Genomic DNA, 5,502 nt, shown 5'->3' on the forward strand with positions numbered 1-5,502 from the left:
GACCTTATTATCAACGAGGTCGCCGAGCCGAAACCCTTATCCAATCTACCTTTGAGCTATAGTTGTCTCCCCCCCAGGCCGCAGCGAAGAGTTGACTTTGATTTTGGTTTTAAATCCCAGTAGCATAGCTAAATTTTACTATGGGTTTGGCAAGGGTGGCAAGGGCTTGAGATTTGATGGTGTTTTGGCCTGCGATCATAAGTTGTTTTCCAATGATAATTACAGCGTTTCCCTAAGAAATATCAGTTTTAAGTTCTTTAAATCGCCCTCCAATAGAAAGAGTTCGATCCATTCATTTTGGTAGAGTAAATATTCCTTAAACTCCAATTGGAGATCTATCTCAAGAGAGTCGAAAAAAGGAAATGTGTCTCGTTAGGATTAATTACATAGATAAAAAAGTGCAAATAGGAGAATGTTATGGCCGAAAAAATGACTCCCAACCCGGCAGAAGCTACCACTCAGGATGCTCAGCTAGTGGCTGAGAATATGGTGGCTGGTAAGGAGAAAATGCCAGAAATCGATGTAAATGCTGACTACGAAGCATCAAAGGCTTTTAGCGTCAGCGAGATCGATCGCACAGGGGCAGGTGCCCAAGCAGCCACAGAGGCAACTGCACCTAAATTTCAAGTCGGCCAAACGACTTATAAAGCAGAAGCCACTGGCAATCCAAATGACTACATAGATATGGCAAGGGACATTAACCCTACATCTGAAGGTGTTGGTAACGTTTCCGACGATTTAGTCAAGAAAGCTTTGGAAAAAGGAAAACCGGGGCAGTAAGTTCGGTATTTGTTTCGTTAGGGAATAACAGTTTATATCGCTCAACCAGCTAAGAGTTGAGCGTTAATTTTTATACGATCGGAATCCGACCCGATACAAGGAGAGTCAAAGGACTTTCGATCGCAACCCGGCTATGGGCAAACAGAGAAGTTTGCGGGGGCCAGAAACGAAAGCTCTTTGCCGGAAGACATCGTACTCATTGCGTTCGATCGCATCTAAAATCTGCTGATAGAGCATCAAAGCTGTCCATACAGGCCAACGGGAATCGGCACAGAGTCTTCTGATCCCTTTTTCTGCCAGAGTAAAGAACTTGCGTGCCCGTTGTATTTGGAAGCGCATCAGTGAGCGCCATCGTTCATCGACCACACCCTTAAAGAGGTCGTCCTCTGTGTAATTAAACAAAGCTAATTCTTCTAAGGGTATGTAGATACGACCCCGGCGGGCGTCTTCGCCGACATCTCGGAGGATGTTGGTAAGCTGGTTGGCGATGCCCAATGCGATCGCTTCTTCAGTGGGAATGAGGACATCCTTATCCCGGTTCCAAGGCGCGGTGTGATTCGATGTATCGACGCCCAGTATAGCGGTAGACATCAAGCCAACCGTACCGGCTACCCGATAGCAGTAGAGGTTAAGTTCCTCAAACGTCTCGTATCGACTGCGGTACAAGTCCATACGCTGTCCGGCAATCATATCCCGAAACGGCTCAATATCCATCGGGAAGTGTTGCAGCGTATCTACCAAGGCGACATCGATGTCATCTAGCGGATCGCCAGCAAATAAACATTCCAGTTGTTTTTCCCAACCATCTAAAGTTTCGTTGGTTGTTGTACTTGATTGGGGGCCATCTACGAGTTCGTCAGTGCGACGGCACCAGGCATAAATCGCCCAAATCGCCCGACGCTTGGCCTCTGGCATCAGTAATGTGCCTAAATAAAACGTCTTGGCGTATTTGGCTGTAATCTGACGACAGAGTTCGTAAGAGTTCGACCGAGAGGCCAGCGTTCTCATGCGAGGGTAATTAGACAGTTGCAGCATTTTTCGCAGGCTGGGAGGTTGTCTGAGTTTTGGTTGCCTCTTGCACCATTTGGGGATGAGCTTCGGCGATCGCCTGCGCTGTCAGCTTACCAGAAAGTGTTGCACCTTCCATACTCGCTAAATAGCGTTGCATGGTGTAATCACCTGTTAGATAAAAATTTGCTATCGGTGTTTTCTGGGACGGACGGTGTTGCTGGCGTCCTGGAGTTGCCTTGTAGACTGAGCGTGGCGTCTTTACGACGTGATATTTGAGCAATTTAGCTGGGTTATCAGTCCCAAAGTGGTCGGGGAAGAGTTTTTCTAATTCTGCGATCGTCGCTTGCACGATTTCTTCATCCGATCGATCGATCCAATCTTTTGCCGGGGCTAAGACTAATTCCAGCATGGAGCGATTGGGATTGGCGTACTCGCGACAGGTATTGCTCATGTCAGCATAGACGCTCAGCAGGTCAGAGCGAGAAAACAGCAGGTGATCGATGTCGGTGAGTTTGCGATCGAACCACAGATGCACGTTAATCACCGGAACCCCTTCTAAACCTTCCAGCTTCCCGAAGAAGTCCATTTGCTTCCACTCTTGGGGTAGCATCACCTTCAGGGGGTCAACTGGCATGGCAGAGACGTACAGATCGGCTGTGAGAACTTCATCGGGTCTACCGTCCAACCCGCGAATTAGGAAACCGCGCACTGTCCCATCAGGATTAAGCAAAAACTCCTTCAGTGGGGCATTTAACCGCACTTCCCCGCCCCGTGCCGTAATGTAATCTACGATCGGCTCACACAAGCGCTCAGTCGGCGAACCATCCAGAAATGCCATCTTAGAACCGTTCTTTTCCTGGAGGAAGCGATTGAGGGCAGTCAGCAGAATGGTCGCCGAAATTTCGGACGGGTTAATAAAGTTCAGCGCCTTAGACATGGCGATGAAAACTTCTTTCTCTACCCTTGGGGGGATGTTTTGTACTTTCAGCCACTCCGACCAGGAATATTTGTCCATTTCCTCGACATACTTCTGCCCTTTAATCATCGCCGGAATTAGGCCAATCCCGAAGCGAATTTTTTCAGGCCATGTCAGCATATCGTTATTGCCCAGAATTGCCACAATACCGTTGAACGGTGCGGGGATGTCGGGGAAGTCGAAGCGGGAGTATGTACCAGGGGCGTTTGGTTGATTGAAGATCATTGTGTGTTCTTTCCACTGCAATCGATCTTCGATGCCCAGTTCTTTGAATAGCTGCAATATATTTGGATATGCCCCAAAGAAGATATGCAGCCCAGTTTCGTACCAGTCGCCGTCAGCATCTTTCCATGCGGCAACCTTACCGCCCAGTACGTCACGCCGTTCTAATACAATGGGCGTGTGACCTGCGTCTGTGAGATATTTAGCGCAGGAAAGTCCTGCCAGACCTGCTCCAGCGATCGCAACTCGCATTCGTTGGTTCTACCCTTACTCGTGCTTCTGTCTTTATCGCTCTCATTATAAGTTACAAGTCGTTACATTTTTAGCAGTCTAGCGATCTCGAATATGCAGGAGGGCAGAGGGGAGGGGGTAAGAGGGGCAGAGGCTTCGACGTGAGCGCTCAGCCGAACGGGGCAGAGGCGAAAAGGAATAAAAATGTTCCCCTCGTTTCAGCTTTTACTTATCTGATTCTCGTTCCAAGATTAAATTCATTCCCTTTTTAATAATTTCTTCTCGATTAACTAATTGACTTAGTTCTTCTGGTTGATATTGACCTTCAAATGCTTCTAGGGCTGCATTTTTCAATGCAGATTCATAAGTATCCTCTAGAGTTTCGAGTAATTCCTCTTCACTGAGATAGGTTCCTTTGGCTTGGTGAGGCTTATTGGTGCGCTGTATTTGCTTGACCGCATTGAAAATAGAAGTTTCCCAAGACCTTGTTGTGCGCTTTTCAGCAGATTGTTTAATCAGATGTATAAGCAAAATGATGCCATAACTAAATATTTGGTTTAGTTTATCGGATTTGCTCATTTCTTCTAGTTCTTCTATCAATAACAAAGCTTCTGCAATATTACCTGCGAGGAGTAGTTCTTTGAGGGCAAGTAGTTCTTCCATTGGATTGATTCCTCCTGGATTGGGCTAATTAATTTTAGTATAATGGCTAAAAATATTATTTAGCGATCGCCCATTAATGCGATCGCCTCTTTTTCATTTAGATGGACGAATCACTCGAATTAATTTACCTCTCAAGTTTTCTTCAGCAGAAATGGCTTCATTAATGCGTGTCGCCAGCCGATTTCTATCCCGATCGTCTCTACAAACAATGATACCTGCGTGGTCATTTTGTAAGCGGTGCAGTCGGATGAAATCATGGCGATTGAGTGTCAAAACAGCGCGATCTTTACTGACAGCAAATGCCAATACTTCTGGGTCGGGAATGCCAAGATTTGCATTTCCTGCTTCTTTAACTGTGAGGACATCGTGACCCATAGTGCGTAATGATTCGCTGACTATGCGCGGGAAATGTTCATCTGCATAAAGACGCGCCATAGTCAAGCTTCCTCATTCTTTCTGATTGCTTCGTCAATTTCATCTAAATGTGCATCTGCATAAGCCCAAGCATTCGCTAAGCTGGCCGCAGTAATATGTGGATAGTCATCTAAAAGTTGTGCCTCAGTAATGCCCAAACGACGAGATTCTATCAGTGACCAAATGGGGATGCGAGTCCCAGTAATTCTGGCATCGCCACCACACACGCCGGGAGTCTTTTCAATACCTTGCCAAGTGTTGCTTAAACTTTGGACTAATAGCTGAATTGCCTGTGCTTTTTCAGCCGGATTTAAGGCAAGGAGTTGTCGTTCTAATTCTTTGAGTGTCATAGTTAAGAATGGTTTTGAAACAAGGTGAAATTTATAGTAGATATCAGTTGAATGAAATACAACTGATATCTGAAATTAGGACATAATTGGATTGAGATCCAAAACAAACCCAGGTAATACATCTTCACCGGAAAGAGTAGTCGGATTTTGGAGTATTTCTACCTCTTGATTTTGGCGATAAATTTCTACGCGCTGATTTTTTCTGTCAATTAACCAACCCAATTTTGCACCGTTTGCGATGTATTCTTGCATTTTTTCTCGCAATTCTGTTAAACTATCGCTAGGAGAGCGTAACTCGACTACAAAATCAGGACAAAGAGGAATAAATTTTTCTCGTTGTTCGGGAGTTAAGGTGTTCCATCGTTCGATGCTTACCCAAGAGGCATCGGGAGATCGATCGGCCCCATTGGGAAGTTTGAAACCACCATTAGAATCGAAGGCTTTACCTAGATTATTCTGACGACTCCAGGCTTGAATTTGAAAAGTTAAATCGGCATTGCGGTTGCTAGTTTCTCCTCCGGTTGGTGGCATAATTAGTAATACTCCTTTGGCTGTACGCTCAAATTTTAAATCGCGGTTGTTTTGACACATTTGGAAATACTGCTCGTCACTCAAATCGATTTTCAATTTGAGGGTAGGAGTTAAGGCGATCGTAGGGGCGTCCATAACCTTATCCAAATAGCTGTTGTTAAACACTTTTATTATAATATCAGATTAAGCAAAGAAGTGATGTTCGATCGGAAACCCGGTTTCTTAGGATATCATTTACCTGAAAAAGACTATAATTAATATTTTAGCGTATGTCTTGTCTAGTTTCATGGATTTTCTAGGTACGTTGTTGCGCTTTAGCGCTAG

Annotated in this window: 7 protein-coding genes; 1 reads left to right on the top strand and 6 read right to left on the bottom strand. The window is 45.2% G+C overall.

The window, feature by feature from the left end; all coding sequences use genetic code 11:
* Positions 1 to 417 precede the first annotated feature (417 nt).
* The gene (locus LAY57_RS23025) at positions 418 to 780 is read left to right on the top strand and encodes a hypothetical protein (protein ID WP_249069331.1); all 363 of its coding nucleotides are present in this window, start codon (positions 418 to 420) and stop codon (positions 778 to 780) included.
* Positions 781 to 885: 105 nt separating this feature from the next.
* Here LAY57_RS23025 and crtB read toward each other — a convergent pair whose 3' ends face one another.
* The 6 genes from crtB to LAY57_RS23055 form a co-directional block, all read right to left on the bottom strand.
* Entirely contained in the window at positions 886 to 1,815 is a 930-nt protein-coding gene (gene crtB / locus LAY57_RS23030; protein WP_249069333.1) for a 15-cis-phytoene synthase CrtB, read from the bottom strand.
* On the bottom strand, positions 1,799 to 3,241 hold the full coding sequence (pds, locus tag LAY57_RS23035) for a 15-cis-phytoene desaturase (RefSeq protein ID WP_249069348.1): 1,443 nt from the start codon (positions 3,239 to 3,241) through the stop codon (positions 1,799 to 1,801). Before pds ends, crtB begins: the two co-directional genes overlap by 17 nt.
* Before the next feature lie 204 nt (positions 3,242 to 3,445).
* Positions 3,446 to 3,883: a DUF29 family protein gene (locus LAY57_RS23040; protein ID WP_249069350.1), complete on the bottom strand. Its 438-nt coding sequence runs from the start codon at positions 3,881 to 3,883 to the stop codon at positions 3,446 to 3,448.
* A 93-nt stretch (positions 3,884 to 3,976) separates the two neighbouring features.
* Complete coding sequence (locus LAY57_RS23045) at positions 3,977 to 4,318, bottom strand: DUF5615 family PIN-like protein (protein ID WP_249069358.1); 342 nt, start codon at positions 4,316 to 4,318, stop codon at positions 3,977 to 3,979.
* 2 nt (positions 4,319 to 4,320) lie between these two features.
* The gene (locus LAY57_RS23050; RefSeq protein ID WP_249069360.1) at positions 4,321 to 4,647 is read right to left on the bottom strand and encodes a DUF433 domain-containing protein; all 327 of its coding nucleotides are present in this window, start codon (positions 4,645 to 4,647) and stop codon (positions 4,321 to 4,323) included.
* A gap of 75 nt (positions 4,648 to 4,722) precedes the next feature.
* On the bottom strand, positions 4,723 to 5,313 hold the full coding sequence (locus tag LAY57_RS23055; protein ID WP_249069362.1) for a Uma2 family endonuclease: 591 nt from the start codon (positions 5,311 to 5,313) through the stop codon (positions 4,723 to 4,725).
* Positions 5,314 to 5,502 lie beyond the last annotated feature (189 nt).

Source organism: Argonema antarcticum A004/B2, assembly GCF_023333585.1.
Classification (GTDB): Bacteria; Cyanobacteriota; Cyanobacteriia; order Cyanobacteriales; family Aerosakkonemataceae; genus Argonema; species Argonema antarcticum.

Coding starts and splice junctions, on each gene's coding strand:
- LAY57_RS23025 (WP_249069331.1), top strand. CDS start 418: ATGGCCGAAAAAATGACTCCCAACCCGGCAGAAGCTACCACTCAGGAT.
- crtB (WP_249069333.1), bottom strand. CDS start 1,815: ATGCTGCAACTGTCTAATTACCCTCGCATGAGAACGCTGGCCTCTCGG.
- pds (WP_249069348.1), bottom strand. CDS start 3,241: ATGCGAGTTGCGATCGCTGGAGCAGGTCTGGCAGGACTTTCCTGCGCT.
- LAY57_RS23040 (WP_249069350.1), bottom strand. CDS start 3,883: ATGGAAGAACTACTTGCCCTCAAAGAACTACTCCTCGCAGGTAATATT.
- LAY57_RS23045 (WP_249069358.1), bottom strand. CDS start 4,318: ATGGCGCGTCTTTATGCAGATGAACATTTCCCGCGCATAGTCAGCGAA.
- LAY57_RS23050 (WP_249069360.1), bottom strand. CDS start 4,647: ATGACACTCAAAGAATTAGAACGACAACTCCTTGCCTTAAATCCGGCT.
- LAY57_RS23055 (WP_249069362.1), bottom strand. CDS start 5,313: ATGGACGCCCCTACGATCGCCTTAACTCCTACCCTCAAATTGAAAATC.